Source organism: Shewanella sp. AS1 (assembly GCF_021412565.1).
In the GTDB taxonomy this organism is placed as follows: domain Bacteria; phylum Pseudomonadota; class Gammaproteobacteria; order Enterobacterales; family Shewanellaceae; genus Shewanella.
In genome coordinates this window covers 412077-437161 of the sequence record NZ_JAKCLJ010000001.1, presented here as the reverse complement: position 1 = coordinate 437161, position 25085 = coordinate 412077, and the positions used below count along the sequence as shown (strand labels likewise).

Below are 25085 nucleotides of genomic sequence, written 5' to 3'. Positions count from 1 at the left end.
ATTTACCTCGCCTCAGGTTCACTTGACTCTTGATTCAAATCGCTGTATTTACTACTCCTTACAGCAATTTTCGTTATTTTCGCTAAAGCGGGGCCACTGATTGGACGCAATATCCACCGGCGTACTTCTTATTATTCTGTTTGTACTTATCATCATCTCTGCCTACTTTTCAGGCTCAGAGACTGCCATGATGTCACTCAATCGATATCGTCTGCGCCACCTGGCCAACAATGGTCATAAAGGGGCAAAGCGGGCAATTAAACTGCTCGATCGTCCCGACAGACTGATAGGTCTAATCCTGATCGGCAATAACCTGGTTAATATTCTGGCTTCGGCCATCGCGACCATTATCGGTATTCGCCTGTTTGGTGATGTGGGGGTGGCAATTGCAACCGGTGCTTTGACACTCATAGTTCTGGTCTTTGCCGAGGTAACGCCCAAAACCGTTGCCGCCCTGCACCCTGAGCGGATCGCTTTTCCATCAAGCATCCTGCTTAAGGTATTATTGACCCTACTGTCGCCGCTGGTAAAAATCGTCAACTTGATTACCTCCACCTTCCTGCATATATTAGGTATTCGCTCGGTGAAAGAGGATGACGCCTTGAGCCAAGAGGAGCTAAGAACCGTAGTGCATGAGGCCGGCGCCTTGATCCCGAGACGACACCAGGAGATGCTGCTGTCGATCATGGATCTGGAAAAAGTGACAGTAGAAGACATCATGATCCCCCGCTCGGAACTCTATGCCATCAATATCAATGACGACTTTAAGAGCATCAATAAACAGGTGATCCAGAGCCCGCACACTCGGGTATTGCTCTATCGCGATACCATAGACGATGCGGTCGGTTTTGTGCATCTGCGCGATGCGCTGCGTCTGCAATCGAAAGAGCAGTTCAGCAAATCTTCCCTGCTGCGCGCCGTAAAAGAGATCTACTTTATTCCCGAGGGCACGCCGCTGAACGTGCAGCTGGCTAACTTCCAGCGCAACAAAGAGCGCATCGGCTTAGTGGTGGATGAATACGGCGATATTCAGGGACTGGCCACTCTGGAAGATATTCTTGAGGAGATAGTCGGTGACTTTACCACCTCTATGATCACAACGCCTAGTGAAGATATCACCAAGCAACCCGATGGCAGCTATCTCATCGATGCCACCATCAACATTCGTGATCTGAACAAAGAGATGGATTGGGACTTTCCCATCGACGGTCCTAAAACCCTTAACGGCTTGATTTTGGAATACCTAGAAGAGATCCCTGAACCCTATACCTCGATGCGTATCGCAGGTTACCCGATAGAAGTAGTAGAAGTCGGCGATAACATGGTGAAGATAGTGCGGGTCATGCCCCAGCACTATAAACACTTAAAGTAATGTCACACAAAAAAGGCGCAGATTGCGCCTTTTTTTATAGTTGCTAGCCAAGCTAACTGTCTAGTATCGCCCGTTTCTCTCTGGCCAAGGGTGTGATGGTTTGATTGAGCTCTGACTCCCAGCCTAGCGCAAAATAGATCTCAGCCATCAGGAAAAAGGGACCAATCAGCAGCTGGTTGATATCATCGACAAAGGCTGGCTTAGCACGTTCATACTGATGCCCAATTAGCTGGAATATCCAGCCTATCACAAATACCCCTGTGGCTATCCAGAGCGCCATATCCGTCTGAGCTGCCAACTGGGCCGTATAGTTCACAGGAAGAATAAACAGCAGTAAACCCAGTGCTAATCGAAAATGCAGCTTAAAGTAGTAAATCAACACGACTAAAGTGAAGATATTAGCTAGATCCATACTGACAGCAAAACCCGCCAAATCAACAGTGAGGTTAAAAGGAATAAGATTAAGCACCACAAAGAGTGACCAGATGATCAGCGGGATCCCGACAAAATGACTCTTGATATTACTCGCGTTCAAATGAACGCTCTTATAGGTGGCAAGCTGCTCGACTGCCGATTTCATAGATATGCTCCCTCATGGTATGACTGTCCGACTCACAGCCTAACCTAAAGCATTAACCGCCCCTTTGCTAGCACAAAAAGCCAATAGGAAAAGCGAAGACCACAAGCTGCAACAAAGAGGCTAATACAGAAAAACGGTGTAAAAAAGGCACTATCGTTAGCGCCTTTTCAGAAATCAATCAGTAAGATAAGAGTCGTTTATTAGATGATCCTGTCTTTGGTCAACTTTTCACGACGTGCTTCTTCGGCCATCTTAGCCTTACGTTTATCACAGGGCTCATCGCAGTCGCAGGCTTTCTCAATCCCCAAAGCCCCTAAACCACCACAGCTGCCAGCTACCGCTTTCTGTTTAACTATGTAACCAATCGACATCAATACAAAAAACAGTAGTAATACTACAAATGCCGCTACAAAGGTGCCCATGAATCACTCCAACAGCAGATAACCGAAATCTGCTTATAATCGACTATGACAATTTAGCTATTTACTATCTAGCTTAGCTATTTACTATCTAGAATTGCTACCGCCGGACTCGCTTACCTCCACAGAGGCAGTATTAGCGACCCGGCTCAATAACACTTATTTTATCACAAACCCACGAAAGGCTTAAAGGCATCGCTGTAATAGACCTTAAAACCTGTGTCTTGCTTCTCAATCAGCATAATAGCCAGGTTCTGCTCCTTCGCCAGCGCGAGAGAAGCCTCTGTCCCCATGACCATCATGGCGGTGGCATAGCCATCGGCTATCATACATTCGCTGTGTAATACGGTCACAGAGGCCAGTTTATGCTCCACAGGATAGCCAGTACGGGGATCGATAATGTGGGTAAAGCGCTGCCCCTCTTCCTCGTAATAGTTACGATAGTCACCTGAGGTCGCCATCGCCATATTACCCGGCTCAATCACCTGCTGTACCGTACGCTCATTCTCATCGGGCTGCTCTATGGCGATACGCCAAGCTGTGCCGTCGGCCTTGTTGCCAAAGACGCTCACTTCGCCGCCTATCTCAACCAGATAGCCTTTAGGCTGATACTTAGCCAGTATGCTGGCCACCTTATCGACACCGAAACCTTTGGCGATGGCGGAGAGATCCACATAAAGCTCGCCGATATCTTTACTCAGCCTACGGCCATCGAGCGTGAGATGCGCGATTCCTGTTTTGGCTTTAATCTCAGCAATCAGCTCGGGAGCAGGCACTTTCGTCGGCCGCTTATCTGGGCCAAATCCCCACAGATTGACTAAAGGTCCTAGCGTAATATCCAGGGCGCCATGGGTTTTACCATAGAGCTCGATGCCGGTTTGGATCACTTTCGCGGTGTCGAAAGATACGTCCATGGTCGCTGCAGCTGCCATCAGGTTAAACTGAGAAAGTTCAGACTTCTTACGGTAGGTCGACATCTGATTATTGACCTGCTCTAGCGCCAGATCGATTTCTGCCTGGAGTAACTGTCCATCGGGTGACTGCTCACCAGACACAAACTTAATGTGATAAGTCGTGCCCATGGTACTGCCTGACAGTGAGAGTGTTTGCGCGGGTTTACCGCACGCTGAAACAAAAAAGGTTAGTCCGATTAAGACTAACCCTTTTATTAAGGTCATATACATGTGACCAGATCCCTTAATAATTGCGCTGCCCATTGGTTGCTAAGTTCATTTCATCATTCATTTCGTTCATTGAAATACCAAACTGAACAGAGAAACAAACCAAGCAACAAAGGGCAGATATTATCATAAGATAACTAGAATTAGCCGCCGAAATCATCCAGCAGGATATTTTCGTCTTCCACGCCCAAATCTTTTAGCATACCTATCACGGCAGCGTTCATCATTGGCGGGCCACACATATAGAACTCACAATCTTCCGGTGCTTCATGATCTCTAAGATAATTTTCATACAGCACGTTATGAATGAAACCTGTGTATCCATCCCAGTTATCTTCTGGCTGTGGATCCGATAGCGCAACATGCCACACGAAGTTGTCGTTCTCGGCCGCCAAGCCATCGAAATCTTCGACATAGAACATTTCACGTTTTGAACGAGCACCGTACCAGAAGCTCATCTTACGCTTAGACTTAAGACGCTTAAGCTGGTCGAAGATGTGTGAACGCATTGGCGCCATACCCGCACCACCACCGATAAACACCATCTCAGCATCGGTTTCTTTAGCGAAGAACTCACCAAATGGGCCAGAGATAGTCACCTTATCACCGGCCTTCAGGCTCCAGATGTAAGAAGACATCTTACCGCATGGCAGTGACAGGTTACGTGGTGGTGGAGTCGCGATACGAACGTTAAGCATGATAATGCCTTCCTCTTCAGGATAGTTCGCCATCGAGTAAGCACGAATGGTTTCATCGTCAACCTTAGACTCAAGGTTAAAGAAGCCAAAGTGTTCCCAGTCGCCGCGGTACTCTGCAGGTACGTCGAAATCGGCGTACTTAACATGGTGCGCTGGCGCTTCAATCTGAATATAACCACCGGCACGGAATGGCACAGACTCGCCATCAGGGATCTGTAGCTTCAGTTCTTTAATGAAAGTGGCCTTGTTATCGTTAGAGATAACTTCACAATCCCACTTCTTAATACCGAAGATCTCTTCGTCCAGTTCGATCTCCATGTCGCTCTTCACGTTTACCTGACAAGATAAACGACAGCCGCCACGGGCATCCCCTTTAGAGATATGATCCAGTTCGGTTGGCAGAATATCGCCGCCACCGGATTTCACTATCACTTTACACTGGCCACAAGAGCCACCGCCACCGCAGGCTGAGGAGACGAAGATACCGTTTTCGGCCAGTGCGCCAAGTAGCTTGCCGCCGGCTCCGGTTTTTATTGCTTTATCGGCATCGCCATTGATGCCAATGGTGATATCGCCACTGGGTACCAGTTTAGATTTGGCAAACAGAATCACCAAAACCAGCACCAGTACTATGGCAGTAAACATACTCACACCGAGGTAAACGTCGATTGGAGTAGCTTCAATAATACCCATGAAATTATCCTTTAAGGTTCAAAATCAGAAACCGTTAAGTAGTCCCTACAGAGACACACCTGAAAACGACATGAAACCTAACGCCATCAGACCCGCAGTAGTAAAGGTGATACCTAGACCACGCAGACCATTAGGCACATCGGCGTATTTGAGCTTTTCGCGAATACCGGCCAGCAGCACAATCGCTAATGCCCAACCGATACCTGAACCCACGCCGAACACAAAGCTTTCCCCTAGGTTGTAGTCACGCTCAACCATGAAAGACACAGCACCGAAAATTGCACAGTTTACTGTGATCAACGGCAGGAAGATCCCCAGCGCGTTGTATAAAGGTGGAAAATACTTATCCAGTGTCATTTCAAGAATTTGCACTAAGGCTGCAATCACACCGATGAAGGTGATGAATTTCAAGAAACTCAAATCCGCATCTGGTACGCCAGCCCAGGCTAACGCGCCAGGAGCCAATAGACCTTGATAAATGATTTGGTTAACGGGTACTGAAATCGCCAATACCACAATAACGGCAACACCTAAGCCCATGGCCGTAGTGACTTTCTTCGATACCGCTAGGAAAGTACACATACCCAGGAAGAAGGATAACGCCATGTTTTCAATGAAAACAGAACGAATCAACAGACTAATATAATGTTCCATTACGCTTACCCTTTTGCTTCTACTTGTTCAGGCTTCATGGTACGGATAATCCAGATCAGTGCAGCGATCAGGAAGAAGGCACTGGGTGGCAGCAATAACAGACCGTTAGGCTGATACCAACCACCATCAGAGATTTTACTTAAGATCTCGATACCAAAGAGTGAGCCGTTACCAAAGAGTTCACGAACAAAGCCAACCGACAGCAGAATCGCACCATAACCAAGACCGTTACCTATACCATCCATGAAGCTCATCATAGGCGGTGTCTTCATGGCGTAAGCTTCGGCGCGGCCCATTACGATACAGTTAGTGATAATCAGACCAACAAATACTGACAGCTGCTTAGCCACATCGTAGGCATAAGCCTGCAGTACCTGGTCAACGACAATTACCAAAGATGCAATAATGGTCATCTGCACGATAATCCGCACACTGCTAGGAATGTGGTTACGGATAAGCGAGATAAACAAGTTAGATAATGCCGTTACTGCCGTCAGGGCTATGGTCATTACCAAAGCTGTTTCCATCTTACTGGTTACAGCCAAGGCACTACATACACCGAGGATCTGCAGTGCAATCGGGTTGTTACTAATAATCGGTCCAGTGAGAACCTGTTTAAGTTCTTTAGCAGTAGCCATTAGCTAAGCCCTCCGTTGCGCGCTTTTTCAAGAAAGCGAGCAAAACCTTCATCACCCAACCAGAAATCAAGCGAGTGTTGCACACCGTTACTCGTAAGCGTTGCACCCGATAGTGCGTCAACACCGTGTTGTGATTCCGCAATCGCAGGGTTCTTCGTTACTTTAATGGCCAAGTTACCTTGTTCATCATAAAGCTTCTTACCTTCCCACTTAGCAATCCACTGAGGATTTTGTACTTCGCCGCCAAGGCCAGGAGTCTCACCCGAACCTGAAAAGTCGTAGTAAACTAAGCTGCGAATAGTATTCAGATCTGCTTCCACAGCAAGGAATGCATACATGGTTGACCACAAGCCATAACCTTTAACAGGAATGATCACAGTCTGTAGCTTACCCGCATCGTCACGCACCAGATAAATCACACCCTTATTTGCCACACGCTTCACCGAAGCGATGTCATTTTGTGGTTTAAAAGAAGTGGCAGGCGTACGCGCTGCTTTTTCAGTATTGAAGGTATCGGCATCGCCTTCAGCCCAGTCACCTGACTTAAGGTCAACCAACTTGGCTTCTACGTGCTTGCCATAAGTCTTCAGAATCTCTGATTTAGTGAAGTTCTCATCCATCAAACCAGCAGCTTCAAGAATATACTTTTGCTTATCGAGCAACTTGTTCTCTTGTTGAGTAGGCTTTAGCAATACTGCGGCAGTTGATACAAATACCGAACAGATAAAACATAATCCAACAACAACGAACAGCGTTCTACCGAACGAATCTTTATTACTAGCCACGAGCAATCCTCCGCTTAACATTCGCTTGAACCACGAAGTGGTCAAATAGCGGCGCAAACAGGTTGGCAAACAGAATCGCCAACATCATACCTTCTGGGAAAGCGGGGTTAATGACACGGATAAACACGGCCATTGCACCAATCAAAATACCGTATGCCCACTTAGCCTGGTTGGTAAACGACGCCGATACAGGGTCTGTCGCCATAAACATCATACCGAAGGCAAAACCACCTAATACAAGGTGCCAGTACCAAGGCATAGCAAACATAGGGTTAGTATCACTTCCAATCGCATTCAGCAGCATTGAAACGGCAATCATACCCACCATCACACCACCAATAATGCGCCACGATGCGATACGGGTATAGACGATCACCAGACCACCGAGCAGAATCGCCAAGGTCGAGACTTCACCCACAGAACCTGGAATGAAACCTAAGAAGGCATCCCACCAGCTCTGATTAAAGCCATATTCCAGTGTGCCTTGCGCCGCTTGACTCAGTGCAGTCGCACCAGAGAAACCGTCTGCCACAACCCAAGTCGTGTCGCCAGACATGTTCAGTGGATAAGCAAAGAACAGGAAGGCACGGCCAGCCAGTGCAGGGTTGAGGAAGTTACGTCCTGTACCACCGAAGATCTCTTTAGCGACCACCACACCGAAGGTGATACCTAAGGCCACCATCCACAGCGGGATAGTTGCAGGCAGAGTCAGAGCGAACAGCACTGAAGTAACGAAGAAACCTTCGTTCACTTCATGGCCACGCACAGCGGCAAACAAGACTTCCCAGATACCTCCCACGGCGAAAGTCACCGCATAGATAGGTAGGAAGAAACAGGCCCCGTACCACATCAAGGTGGCTACGCCAGACTCGGCACCCAACTGGGTTCCAAACAGGCTAAACAGGCTTACCTGCCAGACATCAGGGGTAGCAAACCCCGCGACTAAGGCTTCTTGTGCCTGTAGACCCACGTTGTACATACCCACGAACATCGCTGGGAAAGTACAGGCCCATACTGTGATCATCATACGCTTAAGGTCGAGATTATCACGTACATGGGTACGGCCTTTGTTTACATGGCCCGGGGTGTAAAATATGGTGTAAGCCGCTTCGAAAAGCGCATACCACTTCTCGTATTTTCCACCCTTTTCAAACTGGGGTTCAATACTTTTAAAAAACTCTTTTAAGCCCATTAGCCTTCCCTCACTATCGTATCCAAACAGTCACGCAAGTAAGATGCATAGTCATACTTACCGGGACATACGAAAGTACACAGTGCCAAATCTTCTTCATCTAATTCCAAGGCACCTAATCTGACAGCGCCATCGGTGTCGCCAGAGACCAGGTCACGCAGCAACATAGTAGGAAGGATATCCAGCGGCATTACGCGCTCATAGTTACCAATTGGCACCATGGCTCGGTCAGAACCACCCGTACTGGTCGTCATATTAAACAGACGCGAAGGTGACAGGTGGCCAAGGAAAGCGCGGGTAATAGAGAACTTTTGCGCGCCTGGCATCATCCAGCCGATAAACTCCTGCTCAGTTCCCTCTTCAAGTAAAGAGACCTGATTATGGAAACGGCCAAGATAAGCATGAGGACCTGTTGCGGTTTTACCGTTCAGTACAGAACCGGCAATCACACGCACATTACCGTCAGCGGCTTCATTGGCAATCAGCTCGGCTGTCGCTGCGCCGCCTAAGGTACGAACGAGTCTAGGCTTAAGCGCTTTAGGTCCAGCCAGCGCAACGACGCGCTGATTGTTCAATTCGCCCGTAGTAAATAACTGACCAATTGCGATCACATCTTGATAGCCGATATGCCAAACGCTACGCGTGGCTGAGGCTGGCATTACAAAATGGATGTGGGTTCCCACCAAACCGGCAGGATGGGGACCTGCAAACTCTTCAACCTGAGCATTTGCGACAGGAATATCTGCACCAGGCGCCTTACACAGGTAAACTTTACCTTGAGTCAAACGCGACAACAGAGTTAAACCGTTGGCAAAATCTTCCCTATGCTCGTTAATAATCACGGCAGGGTCTGCAGCAAGAGGTTGTGTGTCGATGGCGGTAACGAAAATACCTGGGGTAGTTGCGTTAACGGCAGGCGCTTTGCTAAAAGGGCGAGTCCGCAGGGCGGTCCACAAACCTGATTCGATCAGGTTGTCACGCACAAGCTGCTCATCTAGCGTGGCTAGAGCCGATGCATCGTATTTAGCGAAAGTGACGCTGTCGTCCCCTTCGATGTCGATGACAACAGACTGAAGAACACGTTGAGCGCCCCGGTTAATTTCTGAAATTGTGCCACTGGCTAAAGCAGTATATTTAACACCAGGATTCTTTTTATCTTCAAAAATCACCTGACCTTTTTGCACTTTATCGCCCACTTTGATCTTCATAGTGGGACGTAAGCCAATATACTCTTCACCCAAAGTAGCTACGTGTTTAATGGCTGGGCCATTATGGATAACTTGCTCTGGTCCACCTATTAATGGTAGATCCAACCCTTTCTTAATTGTAATCATATCCACATGCACTACGTTATGAAGGAAAGATAATGCGTCGCGTTCCTGCTTAATTGATAAACTTCAAACACAAAGCTATCACATTGAGCTAGCGCAGATTTATTACAGAAATGCGATCGCAATCACGCTGGTCGGGCGCATTTTACCGTAAATATTTGCTTATCGCCACGGAAAATGTGGTTGTTTTAAATGCCAAACGGCGAATTTGAGAATGTGCTATGCCTCATAGATTGCGTGTTCACTCTCTATTAGTGAAAAACGAATTAATATAGCCCCCTGACCTAGCAAGGGTATTACCAATTTACAAGCCCCCAAAAGAGGCAATTTATGCGGTAATCCGCCATAAATTACCTGATGTCCAACTGAACAAAAAACATGCAACTTAAATCACAAATTTCAGCCAGAGAAACAGGATTAAGTTCACAATCCCCCACTGTTTGCCTATGTTGCGAGCAAAAAGCAGTTTTTTTAGCCATAAAAAAAGCAGCCAATGGCTGCTTTTTTTGGGAATGAAACTCAGATCATAAGCCTTTGAGGATCTCATCGCTCAGTTTCAAATCGTCGTTACGATTTACATTCACTCCTGCCGCGATGATATTACGGGCGATATCCTTGGCTTGCTCCAGCGAGTGCATCTCATAAGTACCACATTGGTATTCATTTAATTCTGGGATCTCAGATTGCTCGGCAACTTTAAGCACATCTTCCATCGCCGCCAACCAAGACTCGGCAACCTGTGATTCTTTTGGCGAACCAATCAAACTCATATAGAAACCGGTTCGGCAACCCATGGGAGAAATATCAATAATCTCGACACTATCGCTGTTAAGGTGATCTCGCATAAAACCAGCAAATAGGTGCTCGAGAGTATGGATGCCGCGCTCACTTAATATATCTTTATTAGGTACACAAAAACGCAGATCAAAGACGGTAATGGTATCTCCACCTGGGGTGGTCATCGTCTTAGCAACCCGCACCGCTGGGGCATTCATTCGTGTATGGTCGACGGTAAAACTATCGAGTAAGGGCATGTTTTATCTCCTTGTTTACAGCGAGAGGCGATACGCCTACTCAATATTTATGAACTCCTGCTATATATGAAGCATTGCTCATCATAGACAGTAAAAAATAGCGCATTTATTATGCGCTATTTTTTTAAGAGTATTATGCCTGACAATGACAAGGACACAAATGGCATTGTCAGCGATTTATCGCTTTTTATCAGCCACGGCATTTGGGCGAGACAGGCACATCCATTTCTGCTTGCCACTCACCGGGGGTAAAAGTGTGCATAGACAAGGCATGAACCCCATTTTGCAACTCGTGGCTCAGCAATTCGTTTACGCTGCGGTGCCGTGCAATCAAACGCTTACCTTCAAACTGCTCACTTACAACTATGACTTTAAAATGAGATTCAGAGTTAGGCGGAACATGATGATTATCGCTTTCGTTAATCACTTCCAAGTGCGCAGGAAATAACGCCGCATTTAACTTCTCATAAATGTTCTGTTCAACTGACATACTGTTGTCTCTAATTGAGTACAAAAATGATGGCCGAAGAGTACTTGGCTAACTTCAAAAGGTCAACTATCGCTCCCGGCTATTACTCCTATCCTTGACCTAGCGTAAAGGAGGCCAAAAAACCAAGCATCGGATTCCCTTCCCATCTACTTAAGTATGAATCAAACTCAGTCAAGCCGTGCATCTAAGCAGAAATAAAAGTGTAGTGGCTCACTTGCTATGATAAAAAGGGATGAGGGTACGGTAGGTGTAGTTTAGCCTTGTACTTTTTACCCTAGCCCTTTTGGGCAAAGCATGTTGCCAGTCGCGCTGCATAGGCCAGTGCATCAGCAGCAGATCACCACTTTCCAGCAACAACTCTATCTTGTGTTGACTCTTTTTATGCCGAAGAAAGAAGGGGCGACTTTCACCCAAAGTAATAGAGGCGATATCACTGTTTGCTGATATCTCTGGCTCATCGTCGCTGTGCCAGCCCATGGATTCCTGCCCATCCTGATAGCGATTCACTAATACCCCATTGCTATTCAGAGACCAGTCACGGGCTAATTTCTCCCTGAGGCGGCCGGCATATTTAGGCCAGGGCTGCGACTGGATAAACAGGCCCGAGTAGATATAATCGCAACCGGGATCGCCAAACCATACTTGACTGCGTGGAATGATATGAGAGCGGCCATAGACTTGAACACTCGGCCGTGAAAAGGGATAAGTCTGCGCCTCTTGCCATAAGGCCTGTTGCTGCGCCGCATTCAGATAACCTTTCACAAAGGTGATAGGCGCATCCGGGCCAGGCAAAATCCCCTCGCGCCGCGCTGGACCTTGCTGCGACCATTCACCCGTATCGCCAAATAAATCTAAATGAGATTGCTGCACCCGTTATTTATTCCTTCTCCAGCTTAACACTTCTATTCTTAACACTTCTTTAGCAAATGAGTTGCCATGGGAAACGCTAGCTGCCGTTGGTATTATCGGTCAAATCTGCGATAATTCAGCCCCGATTTCAATCTAGCAGCCCACTGATGACCACTCAATTTTCCGTCGACGAACTTCAACTCGAACTTTTCCGTTATCCCCCCAAGCAGGAAGCCAACCTGCAGGCCTGGGATGCCGCCGACGAATATTTAGTTAAGCAGCTGATAGAAAGAGAAGAGGCCCCCCTTCCCTGCGCCATTATTAATGATAGCTTCGGTTCGCTCACCGCATCACTGACCAAGCTAGATGCCCAGAGAAAGCTCTTTGTCGAAACCGACGCAAAAACCAGCCAGCTAGGCACAAGCCAAAACCTTGAGCGCAATGGGCTAAGCAGCGACCATATTCAATGGTTTCACAGCAGGGAACTTCTGCCTGTAGCGACTCAGCAGGTTTTGATGAAACTGCCCAAAAACCTCAATTACTTTGCCGATCAGCTTATTCGTCTATCTCAAGTGTTACCAGAGGGTACGCCTGTGTATATCGGCGCTAAGGCAAAGTCGATTAATAAGGCGTTGCTCTCCCTTATTGCGCAAAATCTGGGGCCAGCCAGTGCCAGCCTGGCCTGGAAGAAGAGCCGGATGATCACTTGCATCAGCGATGGCATCAAACGCCCCATAGCCCAAGCCAGCAGTTGGAAAGTCCCAGAATACGCACTCACCTTAAGTAACTTAAGCAATGTGTTTGCCGCTACTAAACTGGATATTGGTGCTCGATTTATGCTCGATAACCTGCCACAAGGCGAGTTTGACACTATTGTTGATCTCGGCTGCGGCAACGGCGTGCTAGGACTAAGGGCCAAGCAGTGCTATCCCAAGGCGCACATTCACTTTGTCGATGACTCTGAAATGGCCATCGCCAGTGCCAAGGCCAACTGGCAGCTCAATCAGCTGGACGAGGCTCACCTTGACGCGCCACAGGCCAGTTTTCATTGGGATGATTGTTTGACTCACTTAGGCGAAAATGTACAGCCAGATCTTATCCTTTGTAATCCCCCTTTCCATCAGGGAGAAGCCATCACAGATCATATCGCCTGGCAGATGTTTTTAGACTCCTTCAGGCAACTTAAGCTTGGCGGTATTTTGCATGTGGTGGGTAATCGTCATCTGGCTTATCACGTTAAACTAAAACGGATTTTCAAGAACTGCACCACCATAGCCGCCAACGGCAAGTTTGTTATCTTGCAGGCTCAAAAACTGCCGAAATAGCTGAGTGAAAGCCTAAGGCTACCTAAGAGTGCTACCAAAGTGCATAGTGATCTTCGCTCAGCCCTAAGACCCGCTCGAACTGCAGTTTTTAACCGTCACTGTCGATAACATAGCCATCGAAATAGCCTATATATTGACGAAAATTACTCTTAAGCAGCCAGAGATTACGTTTCTCCTGACGGCATTGGCGAGGGGTCATAATCGACACAAACTGAAACTGCTTAAAACCGAAGTAACTCGACAACTTACCTGATGGTTTATCCATGGCGTTGCAATATTGAAAATGGCTCAGCCCCAAATCTGTCATCGGTTTATCGAAATGACCATATTGCACCCTGCCCGAGGGGAGAATAAGCGTTTGCGGCTCAGTGTTTACCGTTAAAGGCGAAAGCGGATCCTAATTCATTATAGGATTTACCATTGCTCACTGACTTTTCATGCGATTCCCTGCACCTATCTCTGACTCTACCCGCTTATGGCGCATCTTTAAAGTTTCTTTCTGCCAAGGCATAGGGCATCAGACACATATCATTAAGCACAGAGTATTGAGCACAAAAGCCTGTCAAAGTGGCATCAAAATAGGATTCTGTTATGCTGATGCAACCGTTACCGTAACCAATTATGTTGAATGAAAGCGATTATTGTATTTTTTGTTGGCGCACTACTGCTCACTGGCTGCGCCACCCATGCGCCCACCCACATGGCGTTAAACCCGCAGACACCAGCCATCACCAGCCCTGTGCTAAAAGTCAGTCCTCTTGCCGTCGAGATGATAGATACTCGTTCGGCTAACTTTGTCGCACGATTCAATCGCGGAGATGATGCCGCCCAGTTGGTTAGCCCGTCGGAAGCGCCGCGCCAGCAGCTAGATCAAGTATTCAGACTCGGCTTTACCAAGGCGGGATACACTATCGATCCCAGTTCAGTACAGCACGTTGAGATCCAACTGGAAAAGCTCCTGACCGATGTCAACGAGTCATTTTTTGGCTACGAAGCCACAAACGATATAGTGATCAATGTAATTGCCAGCAACACACTAAAAACCTTTACCAAACGCTATACGGGCCACAACAAGGTCTCTGGCCCCTTGAGCCCGGATTTTGCCACCCTTGAACTGGCAATGAATGTATTGCTCGATCAGCTCACCAGCAAGATCATTAACGATCCTGAACTGAATCAGTTTATCCAAGAATAATCATTCACCTACTCACTCTTACTCACTCTTACTCACTAGCAGTTACTTATTAATAAAAAGGAAATAAGATGAAAAAGTGGCTCTGTTCAATACTGTTACTCTCTGTCAGTAGCCTGGCTCATGCAGTTGATATCCAAAAAAATACCATCTATCCCAAGGTTAAACTGGAAACCAGCATGGGCAACATAGTCGTTGAACTGGATCGCAAGCGTGCGCCTATCACTGTGGATAATTTTCTTACCTATGTCGTCAAAGGCCATTATGACAACACCCTGTTTCATCGCATCATCCCAGGGTTTGTGGTGCAAGGTGGTGGGCTGAATCCCAAGTTAGAGGAGAAGCCAACCGATAAGCCGATAGTCAATGAGTCAGGTAACGGACTGAGCAATAGCCTTGGCACTATCGCCATGGCCCGTGATAATGAGCCCCACTCGGCCACCGCCCAGTTTTATTTCAATGTCGCCGATAACACACGCCTGGATCCCTCATCCCGCCGTTGGGGCTATGCCGTATTTGGCGAAGTCACCGAGGGGATGGAAGTACTGGAGAAGATGGCTTTAGTCGAAACCCACATAAATAGCCAGCTGGGTTGGCCGGATTTTCCCGTCAAAGATGTTTTATTGATCAAAGCCACCCTACTACCCAGAGAGTAAAAACTGTGCCGAGTTGATCGCAACTATCAGATTAAATTAGGGTGTAATCACAATTTCATTAAAGGATCTTCGCGCTTTCATAAAACTGCAACCAAACTAGAAATAACAGTTTTGATTTTTAGACAATCGCCTGGAGCATTGCCAACTATACTGGTAGTGCTAATGCAGTAAGGAGGCAATAAACGATGACACCCAATGAGTTCATCGATAACAAAGCGTCCCAGTTGGCTCTGTATGGAAAAGCGTTTTTAAACGATCAAGTGGAATTTCATGAGATCCAGCTTTATTTATGGGACACCTTAGAGGAGTGGCAAGCTTTCACTCATCTAGGGGACGCGCAAAATGATACAGAAAGTGAAGTTGAAAAAGTGTTTTGGCACTTGCTGCAAGCCTTCGACAGATGGCCAGATTGGGTGATACGCGGCAATCAATTTCTACGTAAGCAGATAGACGATTGCTGTGATTACTTAAGCATTGGAGGCCCCTATCCAGCCTGCTGTAACGGATGTCGGCCAAGCAGCATTTTTTAAAATATGTTTTCATCCACACATCTGATTTTTTATCATTGAAGATAAACTACGAAAGCTAAGCCCAGTCCTGTGACTGGGCTTTTTCTTTGGCCTGTTGCCCTTTTTATTTTTCCCCTTAAGGTTTAAGCTAGCTGCATCTGTTTGTTAACTCTTGCCGTCTGTGACCACTTCGACTCAATCCCGTTTTAAAGATGCCCTCTCCATCTACTGCCATAAGCGAGTACTGGTACTCCTGTTACTGGGGTTTTCGGCCGGTCTGCCGCTTATGCTGGTGTTTTCCACTCTCTCGTTTTGGTTGCGAGAAGCAGGCATAGATCGCACCGCCATTGGCTATTTCAGCTGGATAGCCTTGGCCTACGGCTTTAAGTGGGCCTGGTCGCCCCTAGTAGATCGCCTATCACTGCCAATTTTTACCAAGCTGCTGGGTCGCCGACGGGGCTGGATGCTGTTCGCCCAGCTGCTGCTGGTTATCGCAATACTAGGCATGAGCCAGAGCGATCCCCTGAAAGATCTTGAGCGATTAGCCCTGTTTGCCTTGATGGTGGCCTTTGCCTCGGCGACTCAAGATATCGTTATCGACGCCTTTCGTATCGACTCCGCCCCTGAAAAGATGCAGGCCGCCCTCGCCGCCGCCTATCAGGTGGGTTATCGCAGCGCCATGATAGTCGCCACCGCCGGAGCACTCACCATAGCCGCCTGGCTCGACCCCGACAGTGAAGTCTATAACCTCGCCTCCTGGCAGATGGCTTACTTGGTGATGGCAGGATTAATGTCGGTAGGAATAATCACGACTCTGATGAGCCGCGAGCCCCAAGTGGAGAGTCGTGAAGCCGATGAAAAAGAGGCCGAGCTTAAACTCGCGCTGGCGCAGAAATACCCAAAACCTGTGGCCGCAACCCTTTCCTGGCTCTACACCGCCAGCGTATTGCCATTTATCGATTTTTTTAAACGCTATGGCCGCAGCGCCATCTTAATCCTGCTGCTGATCTCCTGCTATCGCATCTCGGATATCGTCATGGGAATCATGGCCAATGTGTTTTATGTAGATATGGGCTTTGCCAAGGCAGAAATCGCCACAATAAGTAAAGTCTACGGTCTTATCATGACACTCGTTGGCGCCGGCGCCGGCGGGGTATTACTGGCGCGCTACGGCACCATGAAGATCCTCTTTCTCGGCGCCTTTATGGTGGCGATAACCAACCTACTGTTCGCCTACCAGGCTGTGGTGGGTTATAACGTGTCGCTGCTGACAGCGGTTATCTCTATCGATAACTTCAGCGCCGGTATCGCCACCGCCGCCTTTATCGCTTACCTCTCCAGTCTGACCAGCAATGGTTATAGCGCCACCCAATATGCCCTGCTTTCCTCCATCATGCTGCTGTTCCCTAAGTTTGTTGCAGGCTTTAGCGGGGTCTATATCGACGCTTTTGGCTATGTGAACTTCTTCGTGGCCGCCAGTATCATAGGTTTCCCTGTCTTAGGCTTGATCTGGCTGGTACAGAAATACACGCCCAAGGCGCAGAAAGAGCAAAAGCAAGAAACCAGTGCGCAGCCCATAATAAATGAGGCGGTAAATGAAAAAGCCCGTTAATACTGGATTAACGGGCCTTACCTTTTGGCGGTTTAGCTATACGTACTAATCACGGAAGTTGTTGAACTGGAATGGCTGACCAAGATCTGACTCTCTGGCGATCGCCATCACGGCCTGCAGGTCATCACGCTTCTTACCTGTTACACGAATTGAGTCGCCCTGAATCGCCGCCTGCACCTTAAGCTTGCTGTCTTTAATCAGTTTAACCAGCTTCTTGGCAATCAGGCTGTCTATCCCCTGTTTGAAACTGACATTCAGCAAGAAGGTTTTACCGCTGTGGACAGCCTTATCTGCCACTTCCATGGACGCCGGATCCACATTGCCCTTACTGAGCTGATTACGCAGCATGTCCACTAACTGCTGACATTGGAAGTCTGACTCAGAAGCTAGGGTCACGTTGTGGTTTTTATAGGTGATCTCCGCCTCTACACCGCGAAAATCGAAACGTCCATCGAGCTCACGCTTGGTATTGTCCACCGCGTTACGTATTTCAACTTCATTCACTTCCGATACTATGTCCATTGAGGGCATGGAAAATTCTCCTCGCTATTTATTCGATAACGACGCTATCTATTCATTCGATAACACAGTTTTTGTCAATTCTATTGGGGCTTAGTGTACCCGTTTGCCGCAACAGGTAGCAAAAAAACTTCAAGGGTCCGGTCACGAATTATTAATGACTTTAGCTGCGCATTTTTCTATCATGACTCAAACTCACTCACATTTTGCCCTGTGATCTCTAAACCGCTCATTTTTAAATTTGCCCTGCTGCTCGCAGTGCTTGTTACCAGTTATCTGGTTTTCTCTCGTCCTAACTATCCCCAAGTGGTTCCCAACATGGATAAGATAGGCCATCTGGGCAGCTTCTTCCTCTTGTCCCTGTTAACCTATTTGGCATTCAGGCCTAAATGGTACGGTGTGACGGCTATCTTGGCTCTCTATGCCCTATTTATCGAACTGGTGCAATCGCGCCTGCCTTACCGTAGCGCCGACAGCGCCGACTTTATCGCCGATATGTGTGGCGTGCTGCTGTTTTATTGCGCCTTATGGCTCTACCGCCGCTATATAAGGGCAAGCATGATCAACACAAACAAATAGTTTTATGCTTGAGCAGATGAAGCCAACTTATTCCTCAGAAAAAATTGCCATACTCGGCGCGGGAGCCATAGGGCAACTGGTTTTCCATCAGTTGTCTCGCCTCACCCAGGGAGTCGCTCTTATCCTGCGCCCTGACGTCACGACAAGCACTCATTCCTCGAAAAGCACTAAAGAGCTTGAGCCCGAGCTGACCTTTTTGCCACTCTCTGGGGAAGCTGAGCAGCACCAGGCCAGACTGATACAGGCCGATGACAAAGCGGCCCTCAAAGAGCTGGATTTGATCATAGTCTGCGTCAAAGCCTATCAAGTTCAAGGGGCGCTCACCCCCTTATTAGCCCACTTAAAGACAAGTTGTCATCTGCTGCTGCTTCATAACGGTTTAGGCCCTCATCTTGAGCTTACCCCGCTTTTAGAGGGCAAAGGCTTGCATCTGGGCTTAAATCTGGGCTTAAGCCTTGGCACCACCTCCCAAGGGGCGATAAAACAGGCGCCCTGGCAAGTCAAACAGACGGGGACTGGGCTCACTCAATTGGGCCATCATGCCGGAACTGAGATGAGCGCATCACTCAAACAGTTGCTGCTCCATGCCATTCCCGACAGCCAGTGGTGCAGCCCCATTCTGCCCATGCTATGGCAAAAGCTCGCGGTAAATATCGCCATCAATCCACTGACGGCAATACTTAACAGCCGTAACGGCGAACTGGCAAAGCCTCAATACCGTAAGTTAATTCTGGCATTGCTCGATGAGGTGGTGACTGTCGCTAAGCATGAGGGGATAGAGCTTGAAAAAGCCGCATTAACCGAGCGGGTGTTTTCTGTCATAAAGCTGACCGCCAATAACTTCTCCTCTATGCATCAGGATATCCACCACGGCCGCAAAACCGAGATAGATGCCATTAACGGTTATCTGATCAAACGGGCAAAATCTTATGGCCTCTCTACCCCAAAAAATGAAGAAATCGTAAACAAAATCATTGTGCTGGAATCGAAAGCAACTGCAGATTAGCCCCGCTGTTACCCTCCGCCCCTCACTCTGCCATTAACGGCTAAACTTACTTTACAACTTGGCTACGAGAGGCGAGTGATGGAGCGAGAGCAATGGAACTCACGGGTGGGCTTTATTCTGGCTGCGGTTGGCTCCGCCATAGGTCTTGGAAATATCTGGCGATTTCCCTATATGGCTTATGAGAATGGCGGGGGTGCCTTTTTCATCCCTTACCTATTTGCCATGCTCACGGCAGGCATTCCATTTATGATCTTAGAGTTCAGTCTGGGACATAAGCTGCGTAGGACAGCCCCGGCAATTTTTGCCAGGCTCGGCCAATCGGTCGGCATTAAACTGGAATGGCTCGGCTGGTTCCAGGTGTTTATCGCCGCGATAATCGCCATCTATTATGTAGCCATTATCGGCTGGGCCATCTCCTACCTTGGCTTCTCATTTAAACAAAGCTGGGGCAGCGATCCTAACAGCTATTTCTTCGAGCAGTTTCTGAAACTCGGTGCCAACTCCCCCTCTAATCTGGGTGAGTTTCAAACAGGGATCGCCATCAGTATCACACTCGCCTGGGCGATGAGTTTCCTGGCTGTCTACAGCGGCGTCAAAGGGGGAATAGAGCGCGCCAATAAAATACTGATGCCACTGCTGTTTATCATGGTGCTAGTGCTTATCGGTCGTATACTCTTGCTGCCCGGGGCTTTTTTAGGTCTTAACTATTTGTTCGAGCCTGACTTTAGTCGTCTACTGGACTTTAAAGTCTGGTCGGCGGCCTACGGACAGATCTTCTTCACCTTAAGCGTGGGCTTTGCCATCATGCTCACCTATTCGAGCTACCTGAGCAATGAGTCAGATATCAACAATAATGCCTTCATGACAGTGTTGATCAACTGCGGCTTCTCCATTCTGGCGGGCATACTGATCTTTGCTGTCTTGGGATATATGGCTGAGGAGCAGATAAAACCCCTGACCGAAGTGGTCAACTCAGGCATAGGACTGGCGTTTGTCACCCTTCCTACGGCGATCAACCTGATGCCTGCGCCTTACATCATTGGCCCGCTGTTTTTTACCGCCTTAGTGATCGCCGGGCTCAGCTCGCATATCTCTATTATCGAAGCGGTGATCGGCGCGATTATCGATAAATTTGGACTGGAACGTAAAGTTGCAGCTAGCATTGTCTGTGCCTTTGGCTACCTCATCTCTATGGCCTTTGCCACCAACGGAGGCCTGCTGCTACTGGATTTAGTAGACTATTTCATCAACAACATTGCCCTGCTGCTCAGTTGCCTGCTTGAACTTATTGCCGTAACCTGGCTGCTGGATGTCTGCCTAATCAGGCAACATGCCAATCACCATTCTGAGTTTCAAGTGGGCTCCTGGTTAGCCGTCTGCCTGCGTTTTATCAGCCCAGCTATACTGATCACCATCTTAGTTAAAAACCTCTACAACACCATAGTCCACGGTTATGGCGATTACCCCATTGCCGATCAACTCTTTCTGGGATGGGGACTGGTGGGAACCATGCTGTTTTTCGCCATTTTGATCAATGTCATCAGCAAATCAGATAACAAGGAGATGCCCCTATGACCAGCAGCGCCATTATCATAATGATCTTTGCCATACTGTTAACCTGGGGCGGCGCGGCATGTTGCATCGCCATCGCCCTCAAGCAAAAACCACAGGATTAACCCACTCGCTCCGAGTCAGCAAAGGGATACAAACGCAGCGGTTCAATGTCTCTTACCAGCGCCTGGATCTTAGTAATGGCATCCACAGAGCTGCTGTCCTTACGGTAGGAGAGGTAGATAGGTCGTTGCCATGGCTCGACATTTTCAATCAAAAACAGCTGTTTTGTTGCTAAAAATGGCTCAACCATAGAGAGGGGAAGATAGGCTGCGCCCGACTTATCAAGAATAAACTCCAGGGCAATACGCCCCGTTGAGGTGCGCAGGAAAGGTGGCGGAATTTTATAGTGTCGTTCGGCATGCTCAGAGCCAAAGCGGGTGCCCCAATCCACATACACATAATGCTCCGACAAGGCTTGCTCAAGAGAACAGGGGCGGGTCGAGACTAACACTAGCACTAAGTCAGCGACCTGCTTGCAGATCAGCTCATCGGATTTGAGTGGGTCGAAGGCAAATGCCATATCCAGAGTACGCTCCAGCAGCTGGCGATTTAACTGCTCACGGCTCATGGCCTCGGCCAGAAAACCATAACCGCTAAAGGCATCGGTCACCCGACTTAAACAGTGCTGCAGATAGGCATCCCAGATATTAGGCGTCCCGGCCATGGTCAGCTGCAGCGCCTTATTGTTCGCCAGAGCCAACTCATTCTTGGCCTGCTCTAAGGTGGTAACCATCATCTCGGCATAGATAACCAGACGTTCGCCCGACGTCGTCAGCTTGATACTGTTACGATCGCGAATAAATAAGTTGGTATCGAAAAAGGATTCCAACTGTTTAATCCGGGCACTCACCGCGGCTTGGGTGATATAGAGATTCTCGGCGGCACGGCCAAAGTGACGCGTCCGGGCGACCTCTAAAAAGGTTTTAAATACTTTTACGTCCATTTCATTTTCTCAACCGATCTCACCTCGAGAATAACAACTAATTCTAATGGTGACGACAAAAATGTTTTGCTTCTCTTTTATAGATAAAAATCATAATTTCGCGATCGAATAGCGCTGTCGTTAATGCGTGATAACCCATGTTAGAGGATGCTTAGAGGTTCCCATGTCAGAAGACTCATTCCGTTTCGGTCAAAAGCGTTTTTTTGACGACAAAAACTTTCCCAGAGGATTTGGTAAATCCGGGGAATTTACCCTTTCAGAAGCTGAACTGCTCAGCCTGTACGGCGATACCATGTCAGCTTTCGAACGCGGTGAGCTGGATCCTGAAACCCCTGAGGAAAAGCATTTCGTTAAGGTGTTAAAACATCCGAACAAAGCCAACACTAAGCTTGAACATGTTTGGATTAAATACCTCAAACTTACTCGCGAGCCGAAAAAATTTCACACACTCAACAGCACAGTGAACCAGAAGATCGACCGTGAAGAGTACGCCTATGTTGAGTCTCATCCAGAGGATGAAGTTGCCTAACGGCCTAGACTGAAGCGGCGATTTATCGCTCTTTTCAACCCACTAAAGCCTCCACTTTGGAGGCTTTTTGTTGATTGCGCCGGATAAAACTAATAAAGATAACTCGCCCCCAACCCCAGCGGCAGCCCCAAAGACCAATAACAGAGCAGCCAGGCACTCCAAACAAGCAGCAACGCCAAACTAAAGGGCAACATCATGGAGATTAGCGTACCTATGCCTATCCCTTTGACATAACGCTGACAATAGACCACCACTAAAGGAAAATAGGGCATCAAAGGCGTAATAATATTCGAGCTCGAATCCCCTACTCGATAGGCCGCCTGAGACAGATCTGGGCTGATATTGAGCTGCATCAGCATAGGCACCAGCACAGGGCCAATCAGCGCCCACTTTGCCGAGGCTGAACCGACAAACAGATTGACAAAGGCCACCAGCATAATCATTCCTACTATAGTGATCTCAGCTGGCAACGCCATCGCCTTCAGCAATACCGCCCCCTCAATGGCGATCAGAGCCCCTAAATTTGACGCCGAAAAGGCCGCAACAAATTGAGCGCAGAAAAAGGCCATCACTATATAGTGCGCCATGCCTGACATGGCTTTTGACATAGCATGCACTACATCACAGGAGTTGGTGAAACACTTGGTCAGATAACCATACACTAGGCCCGGCAATAGAAAGAAGATAAAGATAAGGGGCACAATCGCCTGCATCAGAGGCGCACTAAAGCTAGTGAGCGAACCTTGATCATCCCGCAGACTGGAATCCTCAGCTAAGGTCAATGAGAAGAAAGCGACTATGGCCACTAAGCTCACTAAGCTCGCGATACTAAATGCCTTTAACTCCTGTGGCGTTGCCGCGTCCATGGAGGGCGTCTCCACTTGCTCGGCATCGACGCTATGACTCTTGTTCAGCCTGGGCTCCAGCACTCTATCAGTCAGATACCAGATAATCAAGGTGATGGGAATACAGGAGGAGGCGGCAAAAAACCAGTTATTAAGCGGGTTCACCTGAATGTCAGGATCTAGGATCCGCGCCGCCGACTGAGTAAAACTTTGCAGCAAAGGATCAATTCCTGAGGGAATAAAGTTAGCGCAGAAACCACCGGACACACCTGCGAAAGCGGCCGCGATCCCAACTAAGGGATGACGCCCCACGGTAAAGAAGATCACCCCCGCCAGGGGGATCACCACCACATAGCCCGCATCTGTCGCCGTATGAGAGATGATACTCACTAACACCACAGCCGGAGTTAACAACTTAACTGGGGTGATCTTCAGCATCTGTTTCAGGGCGGTATTAATAAAGCCAGAGTGCTCAGCCACACCAACACCCAGCATGGCCACTAAGACCACGCCCAGAGGCGCAAAAGCAGTAAAAGTCGCCACCATACGAGTGAGAAACTGAGTTAATGCCTCGCTGGTGAGCAGGTTAGCCACAACTATGGGCGACTGGGTACGGGGATCGATCGCCTCGAAACTCATCCCAGATAGCAGCGCAGATAATCCCCAAACACCAAACAGTAAAATAAGGAATAACATGGCCGGATCCGGCAGCTTGTTCCCTACACGCTCAATTCCATCCAATGCTCGACCGAGTAACCTCGGCATCCCGTGATTTTCTGCCATCATCCCATCCTTTTTGACTTATATCCTGCGCCGTCTGAAATGCAGCTTAGGTTTTACTATAGCCGCACAATAGAAACTTGCTTCGGATTTATCGGGATAAGTCATTAAAAAGCCCCGCTTTATAGGCGGGGCTCGATAGTAAAATCTGAATCTATCAACTTATTTGCTGGTGTCGATTGGCTCGAATGATTTAACCAGATCATCGATAGCCTTCATCTGCTTCAAGTAGTTTTCCAGCTGATGCAGCGGCAGAGCACATGGGCCATCACACTTGGCTTCATCCGGATTCGGGTGCGCCTCGATAAACAGACCCGCCAGTCCAAGGGCCATACCACTGCGCGCCAGCTCAGTCGCCTGGGCACGGCGACCACCTGCACTATCGCTTCGTCCACCCGGACGCTGCAACGCGTGGGTCGCATCAAAGATCACCGGATAACCCGTCTGCTTCATCTCATCCATGCCCAGCATATCGACAACTAGGTTGTTATAACCAAAGCTAGAGCCTCGCTCACACAGGATGATCTCATCATTACCCGCTTCATTAAACTTGGTGATGATATGACGCATCTCATGGGGAGCTAGGAACTGGGGTTTCTTCACATTGATAATGGCGCCAGTTTTTGCCATCGCCACCACAAGATCTGTCTGACGCGCTAAAAATGCAGGCAATTGAATGATATCCACCACCTCGGCTACCGGCGCACATTGGTAGGGTTCGTGCACGTCAGTGATCAGTGGCAGATTAAAAGTCGATTTTATCTCTTCGAAGATCTTCAGGCCTTCTTCCATTCCTGGGCCACGGTAAGAATTTACCGACGAGCGATTGGCCTTATCGAAGGACGCCTTAAACACATAGGGGATCCCCAGCTTTTGAGTCACCTCGGCATAGGTTTCGGCGATCTGCATGGCGAGATCCCGCGACTCGAGCACATTCATGCCACCAAATAGTACAAACGGCTTATCGTTTGCGATCTCAATATTGCCTAACGGTATGGTTTTATTACTCATCGCTTCTCTCTCATGAAAAACTCTTTACAAAAGCCAGGGCCAGCCCAAG

Annotated in this window: 28 protein-coding genes; 11 read left to right on the top strand and 17 right to left on the bottom strand. The window is 48.2% G+C overall.

Features of this window, described 5'->3' with window-relative positions; translation table 11 throughout:
* Positions 1–100 precede the first annotated feature (100 nt).
* The gene (locus tag LZP69_RS02025; protein WP_234198509.1) at positions 101–1372 is read left to right on the top strand and encodes an HlyC/CorC family transporter; all 1272 of its coding nucleotides are present in this window, start codon (positions 101–103) and stop codon (positions 1370–1372) included.
* 52 nt (positions 1373–1424) lie between these two features.
* Here LZP69_RS02025 and LZP69_RS02020 read toward each other — a convergent pair whose 3' ends face one another.
* The 12 genes from LZP69_RS02020 to LZP69_RS01965 all read right to left on the bottom strand — a co-directional run bounded on the left by LZP69_RS02020 (position 1425) and on the right by LZP69_RS01965 (position 11862).
* Positions 1425–1952 carry an Mpo1 family 2-hydroxy fatty acid dioxygenase gene (locus tag LZP69_RS02020; RefSeq protein ID WP_234198508.1) on the bottom strand — a complete coding sequence of 176 codons (528 nt, stop codon included), beginning with the start codon at positions 1950–1952 and terminating at the stop codon, positions 1425–1427.
* Between the two features lie 200 nt (positions 1953–2152).
* The gene (gene nqrM / locus LZP69_RS02015) at positions 2153–2374 is read right to left on the bottom strand and encodes a (Na+)-NQR maturation NqrM (RefSeq protein ID WP_234198507.1); all 222 of its coding nucleotides are present in this window, start codon (positions 2372–2374) and stop codon (positions 2153–2155) included.
* 164 nt (positions 2375–2538) lie between these two features.
* Complete coding sequence (locus tag LZP69_RS02010) at positions 2539–3555, bottom strand: FAD:protein FMN transferase (protein WP_234198506.1); 1017 nt, start codon at positions 3553–3555, stop codon at positions 2539–2541.
* A gap of 140 nt (positions 3556–3695) precedes the next feature.
* Positions 3696–4943, bottom strand: coding sequence for an NADH:ubiquinone reductase (Na(+)-transporting) subunit F (gene nqrF, locus LZP69_RS02005; RefSeq protein WP_234198505.1), 1248 nt, complete (start codon positions 4941–4943; stop codon positions 3696–3698).
* A 45-nt stretch (positions 4944–4988) separates the two neighbouring features.
* Entirely contained in the window at positions 4989–5597 is a 609-nt protein-coding gene (nqrE, locus tag LZP69_RS02000) for an NADH:ubiquinone reductase (Na(+)-transporting) subunit E (protein ID WP_234198504.1), read from the bottom strand.
* A 5-nt stretch (positions 5598–5602) separates the two neighbouring features.
* Complete coding sequence (locus LZP69_RS01995; RefSeq protein WP_234198503.1) at positions 5603–6235, bottom strand: NADH:ubiquinone reductase (Na(+)-transporting) subunit D; 633 nt, start codon at positions 6233–6235, stop codon at positions 5603–5605.
* Positions 6235–7020, bottom strand: a complete 786-nt coding sequence (locus tag LZP69_RS01990; protein ID WP_234198502.1) for a Na(+)-translocating NADH-quinone reductase subunit C — start codon at positions 7018–7020, stop codon at positions 6235–6237. Before LZP69_RS01990 ends, LZP69_RS01995 begins: the two co-directional genes overlap by 1 nt.
* On the bottom strand, positions 7013–8212 hold the full coding sequence (locus LZP69_RS01985; RefSeq protein ID WP_234198501.1) for an NADH:ubiquinone reductase (Na(+)-transporting) subunit B: 1200 nt from the start codon (positions 8210–8212) through the stop codon (positions 7013–7015). The genes LZP69_RS01990 and LZP69_RS01985 overlap by 8 nt, the downstream gene beginning before the upstream one ends.
* Positions 8212–9546 (bottom strand): Na(+)-translocating NADH-quinone reductase subunit A, encoded by a 1335-nt coding sequence (locus LZP69_RS01980; protein ID WP_234198500.1) that lies wholly within the window; start codon positions 9544–9546, stop codon positions 8212–8214. The genes LZP69_RS01985 and LZP69_RS01980 overlap by 1 nt, the downstream gene beginning before the upstream one ends.
* Positions 9547–10067: 521 nt before the next feature.
* On the bottom strand, positions 10068–10577 hold the full coding sequence (gene luxS, locus LZP69_RS01975; protein WP_234198499.1) for an S-ribosylhomocysteine lyase: 510 nt from the start codon (positions 10575–10577) through the stop codon (positions 10068–10070).
* 190 nt (positions 10578–10767) lie between these two features.
* Positions 10768–11067, bottom strand: a complete 300-nt coding sequence (locus LZP69_RS01970) for a BolA family protein (RefSeq protein ID WP_234198498.1) — start codon at positions 11065–11067, stop codon at positions 10768–10770.
* A gap of 210 nt (positions 11068–11277) precedes the next feature.
* A complete protein-coding gene (locus LZP69_RS01965; protein WP_234198935.1) occupies positions 11278–11862 on the bottom strand; it encodes an alpha-ketoglutarate-dependent dioxygenase AlkB family protein in 585 nt (194 codons plus the stop codon).
* A 221-nt stretch (positions 11863–12083) separates the two neighbouring features.
* Here LZP69_RS01965 and LZP69_RS01960 point away from each other — a divergent pair, with 221 nt between their 5' ends.
* Positions 12084–13241, top strand: coding sequence for a methyltransferase (locus tag LZP69_RS01960; protein WP_234198497.1), 1158 nt, complete (start codon positions 12084–12086; stop codon positions 13239–13241).
* 88 nt (positions 13242–13329) lie between these two features.
* Here LZP69_RS01960 and LZP69_RS16730 read toward each other — a convergent pair whose 3' ends face one another.
* Positions 13330–13506, bottom strand: coding sequence for a hypothetical protein (locus LZP69_RS16730; RefSeq protein WP_442800653.1), 177 nt, complete (start codon positions 13504–13506; stop codon positions 13330–13332).
* A 363-nt stretch (positions 13507–13869) separates the two neighbouring features.
* Between LZP69_RS16730 and LZP69_RS01950 the strand changes: the two genes are divergently transcribed.
* The 4 genes from LZP69_RS01950 to LZP69_RS01935 all read left to right on the top strand — a co-directional run bounded on the left by LZP69_RS01950 (position 13870) and on the right by LZP69_RS01935 (position 17210).
* Positions 13870–14436: a YajG family lipoprotein gene (locus LZP69_RS01950; protein WP_234198496.1), complete on the top strand. Its 567-nt coding sequence runs from the start codon at positions 13870–13872 to the stop codon at positions 14434–14436.
* A 68-nt stretch (positions 14437–14504) separates the two neighbouring features.
* Positions 14505–15089, top strand: a complete 585-nt coding sequence (locus LZP69_RS01945) for a peptidylprolyl isomerase (protein WP_234198495.1) — start codon at positions 14505–14507, stop codon at positions 15087–15089.
* 185 nt (positions 15090–15274) lie between these two features.
* Complete coding sequence (locus LZP69_RS01940) at positions 15275–15619, top strand: hypothetical protein (protein ID WP_234198494.1); 345 nt, start codon at positions 15275–15277, stop codon at positions 15617–15619.
* Positions 15620–15779: 160 nt separating this feature from the next.
* The gene (locus LZP69_RS01935) at positions 15780–17210 is read left to right on the top strand and encodes an AmpG family muropeptide MFS transporter (RefSeq protein ID WP_234198493.1); all 1431 of its coding nucleotides are present in this window, start codon (positions 15780–15782) and stop codon (positions 17208–17210) included.
* A 45-nt stretch (positions 17211–17255) separates the two neighbouring features.
* Here LZP69_RS01935 and LZP69_RS01930 read toward each other — a convergent pair whose 3' ends face one another.
* Positions 17256–17741, bottom strand: coding sequence for a YajQ family cyclic di-GMP-binding protein (locus tag LZP69_RS01930; RefSeq protein WP_234198492.1), 486 nt, complete (start codon positions 17739–17741; stop codon positions 17256–17258).
* Positions 17742–17942: 201 nt separating this feature from the next.
* Between LZP69_RS01930 and LZP69_RS01925 the strand changes: the two genes are divergently transcribed.
* The 4 genes from LZP69_RS01925 (at position 17943) to LZP69_RS01910 (ending at position 20990) form a co-directional block, all read left to right on the top strand.
* A complete protein-coding gene (locus LZP69_RS01925; RefSeq protein ID WP_234198491.1) occupies positions 17943–18308 on the top strand; it encodes a VanZ family protein in 366 nt (121 codons plus the stop codon).
* A 16-nt stretch (positions 18309–18324) separates the two neighbouring features.
* Positions 18325–19314, top strand: coding sequence for a ketopantoate reductase family protein (locus LZP69_RS01920; RefSeq protein ID WP_234198490.1), 990 nt, complete (start codon positions 18325–18327; stop codon positions 19312–19314).
* 78 nt (positions 19315–19392) lie between these two features.
* On the top strand, positions 19393–20889 hold the full coding sequence (locus tag LZP69_RS01915; RefSeq protein ID WP_234198489.1) for a sodium-dependent transporter: 1497 nt from the start codon (positions 19393–19395) through the stop codon (positions 20887–20889).
* Positions 20886–20990, top strand: a complete 105-nt coding sequence (locus LZP69_RS01910; protein WP_234198488.1) for a methionine/alanine import family NSS transporter small subunit — start codon at positions 20886–20888, stop codon at positions 20988–20990. The genes LZP69_RS01915 and LZP69_RS01910 overlap by 4 nt, the downstream gene beginning before the upstream one ends.
* Here LZP69_RS01910 and LZP69_RS01905 read toward each other — a convergent pair.
* Complete coding sequence (locus tag LZP69_RS01905; RefSeq protein WP_234198487.1) at positions 20987–21871, bottom strand: LysR family transcriptional regulator; 885 nt, start codon at positions 21869–21871, stop codon at positions 20987–20989. The two genes, LZP69_RS01910 and LZP69_RS01905, sit on opposite strands and share 4 nt — an antisense overlap.
* A gap of 163 nt (positions 21872–22034) precedes the next feature.
* Between LZP69_RS01905 and LZP69_RS01900 the strand changes: the two genes are divergently transcribed.
* Positions 22035–22400: a DUF413 domain-containing protein gene (locus LZP69_RS01900; RefSeq protein ID WP_234198486.1), complete on the top strand. Its 366-nt coding sequence runs from the start codon at positions 22035–22037 to the stop codon at positions 22398–22400.
* An 89-nt stretch (positions 22401–22489) separates the two neighbouring features.
* Here LZP69_RS01900 and LZP69_RS01895 read toward each other — a convergent pair whose 3' ends face one another.
* Positions 22490–24028: an AbgT family transporter gene (locus LZP69_RS01895; protein ID WP_234198485.1), complete on the bottom strand. Its 1539-nt coding sequence runs from the start codon at positions 24026–24028 to the stop codon at positions 22490–22492.
* 159 nt (positions 24029–24187) lie between these two features.
* Positions 24188–25036, bottom strand: coding sequence for a 3-deoxy-8-phosphooctulonate synthase (gene kdsA, locus LZP69_RS01890; RefSeq protein WP_234198484.1), 849 nt, complete (start codon positions 25034–25036; stop codon positions 24188–24190).
* Positions 25037–25085: the final 49 nt, after the last annotated feature.

Bases quoted from the DNA above. Each gene is read 5' to 3' on its own strand.
- LZP69_RS01985 (WP_234198501.1), bottom strand. From the start codon at position 8,212: ATGGGCTTAAAAGAGTTTTTTAAAAGTATTGAACCCCAGTTTGAAAAG.
- kdsA (WP_234198484.1), bottom strand. From the start codon at position 25,036: ATGAGTAATAAAACCATACCGTTAGGCAATATTGAGATCGCAAACGAT.
- LZP69_RS01930 (WP_234198492.1), bottom strand. From the start codon at position 17,741: ATGCCCTCAATGGACATAGTATCGGAAGTGAATGAAGTTGAAATACGT.
- LZP69_RS01895 (WP_234198485.1), bottom strand. From the start codon at position 24,028: ATGGCAGAAAATCACGGGATGCCGAGGTTACTCGGTCGAGCATTGGAT.
- nqrF (WP_234198505.1), bottom strand. From the start codon at position 4,943: ATGGGTATTATTGAAGCTACTCCAATCGACGTTTACCTCGGTGTGAGT.
- LZP69_RS01915 (WP_234198489.1), top strand. From the start codon at position 19,393: ATGGAGCGAGAGCAATGGAACTCACGGGTGGGCTTTATTCTGGCTGCG.
- LZP69_RS01995 (WP_234198503.1), bottom strand. From the start codon at position 6,235: ATGGCTACTGCTAAAGAACTTAAACAGGTTCTCACTGGACCGATTATT.
- LZP69_RS01940 (WP_234198494.1), top strand. From the start codon at position 15,275: ATGACACCCAATGAGTTCATCGATAACAAAGCGTCCCAGTTGGCTCTG.
- LZP69_RS02020 (WP_234198508.1), bottom strand. From the start codon at position 1,952: ATGAAATCGGCAGTCGAGCAGCTTGCCACCTATAAGAGCGTTCATTTG.
- LZP69_RS01945 (WP_234198495.1), top strand. From the start codon at position 14,505: ATGAAAAAGTGGCTCTGTTCAATACTGTTACTCTCTGTCAGTAGCCTG.
- nqrE (WP_234198504.1), bottom strand. From the start codon at position 5,597: ATGGAACATTATATTAGTCTGTTGATTCGTTCTGTTTTCATTGAAAAC.
- LZP69_RS01905 (WP_234198487.1), bottom strand. From the start codon at position 21,871: ATGGACGTAAAAGTATTTAAAACCTTTTTAGAGGTCGCCCGGACGCGT.
- LZP69_RS02010 (WP_234198506.1), bottom strand. From the start codon at position 3,555: ATGTATATGACCTTAATAAAAGGGTTAGTCTTAATCGGACTAACCTTT.
- nqrM (WP_234198507.1), bottom strand. From the start codon at position 2,374: ATGGGCACCTTTGTAGCGGCATTTGTAGTATTACTACTGTTTTTTGTA.
- LZP69_RS01950 (WP_234198496.1), top strand. From the start codon at position 13,870: ATGAAAGCGATTATTGTATTTTTTGTTGGCGCACTACTGCTCACTGGC.
- luxS (WP_234198499.1), bottom strand. From the start codon at position 10,577: ATGCCCTTACTCGATAGTTTTACCGTCGACCATACACGAATGAATGCC.
- LZP69_RS01900 (WP_234198486.1), top strand. From the start codon at position 22,035: ATGTCAGAAGACTCATTCCGTTTCGGTCAAAAGCGTTTTTTTGACGAC.
- LZP69_RS01920 (WP_234198490.1), top strand. From the start codon at position 18,325: ATGAAGCCAACTTATTCCTCAGAAAAAATTGCCATACTCGGCGCGGGA.
- LZP69_RS01980 (WP_234198500.1), bottom strand. From the start codon at position 9,546: ATGATTACAATTAAGAAAGGGTTGGATCTACCATTAATAGGTGGACCA.
- LZP69_RS01960 (WP_234198497.1), top strand. From the start codon at position 12,084: ATGACCACTCAATTTTCCGTCGACGAACTTCAACTCGAACTTTTCCGT.
- LZP69_RS01970 (WP_234198498.1), bottom strand. From the start codon at position 11,067: ATGTCAGTTGAACAGAACATTTATGAGAAGTTAAATGCGGCGTTATTT.
- LZP69_RS16730 (WP_442800653.1), bottom strand. From the start codon at position 13,506: ATGGATAAACCATCAGGTAAGTTGTCGAGTTACTTCGGTTTTAAGCAG.
- LZP69_RS01910 (WP_234198488.1), top strand. From the start codon at position 20,886: ATGACCAGCAGCGCCATTATCATAATGATCTTTGCCATACTGTTAACC.